The organism is Brevundimonas sp. KM4 (assembly GCF_000964075.1).
Taxonomy (GTDB): domain Bacteria; phylum Pseudomonadota; class Alphaproteobacteria; order Caulobacterales; family Caulobacteraceae; genus Brevundimonas; species Brevundimonas huaxiensis.
Genome location: NZ_JZRG01000052.1, coordinates 1 through 1,193, shown reverse-complemented (window position 1 = coordinate 1,193; position 1,193 = coordinate 1). Strand labels below are relative to the sequence as shown.

At 64.5% G+C, this 1,193-nt stretch carries 1 protein-coding gene; it reads left to right on the top strand.

Translation table 11 applies throughout. The features are described 5' to 3' along the window. Positions 1–1,191 (top strand): elongation factor Tu (gene tuf, locus VH88_RS15160; protein WP_017506879.1); only part of this gene is annotated, 1,191 nt, incomplete at its 5' end. Between the last annotated feature and the right edge of the window lie 2 nt (positions 1,192–1,193).

Here is a 1,193-nt window from a genome sequence, read left to right as displayed (position 1 = left end):
ATGGCCAAGGAAAAGTTCGAACGGACGAAGCCGCACTGCAACATCGGCACGATTGGTCACGTTGACCACGGCAAGACGACGTTGACGGCTGCGATCACGATGACGCTGGCGAAGGCCGGCGGCGCGAAGGCGATGAACTACGCCGACATCGACGCTGCGCCGGAAGAGAAGGCGCGCGGCATCACGATCAACACGGCGCACGTGGAATATGAGACGGCCAACCGTCACTACGCCCACGTCGACTGCCCCGGCCACGCCGACTATGTGAAGAACATGATCACCGGCGCCGCGCAGATGGACGGCGCGATCCTGGTGGTGTCGGCCGCTGACGGCCCGATGCCGCAGACGCGCGAGCACATCCTGCTGGCCCGTCAGGTCGGCGTGCCGGCCCTGGTGGTCTTCATGAACAAGGTCGACCTGGTCGACGACGAAGAGCTGCTCGAGCTGGTCGAGATGGAAGTGCGCGAGCTGCTTTCGTCGTACCAGTTCCCCGGCGACGACATTCCGATCACCAAGGGTTCGGCCAAGGCCGCGACCGACGGCGTGAACCCGGAAATCGGCGAACAGCGCGTTCTGGCCCTGATGGAAACCGTCGACGCCTATATCCCGCAGCCGGAGCGTCCGGTCGACCTGCCGTTCCTGATGCCGGTCGAAGACGTGTTCTCGATCTCGGGCCGCGGCACCGTGGTCACGGGCCGCGTCGAGAAGGGCATCATCAAGGTCGGTGAGGAAGTCGAGATCGTCGGCATCCGTCCGGTCCAGAAGACGACCTGCACGGGCGTGGAAATGTTCCGCAAGCTGCTGGACCAAGGTCAAGCGGGCGACAACGTGGGCGTGCTGCTGCGCGGCACCAAGCGTGAAGACGTCGAGCGCGGCCAGGTGCTGTGCAAGCCGGGCTCCATCACCCCGCACACCAAGTTCCTTGCCGAAGCCTACATCCTGACCAAGGAAGAGGGCGGTCGTCACACCCCGTTCTTCACGAACTATCGCCCGCAGTTCTACTTCCGCACGACGGACGTGACCGGCATCGTTCAGCTGAAGGAAGGCGTCGAGATGATCATGCCGGGCGACAACGCCGAGCTGAACGTCGAGCTGATCACCCCGATCGCGATGGACCAGGGCCTGCGCTTCGCCATCCGTGAAGGCGGCCGCACCGTCGGCGCCGGCGTCGTGGCCAAGATCATCGCCTAAGC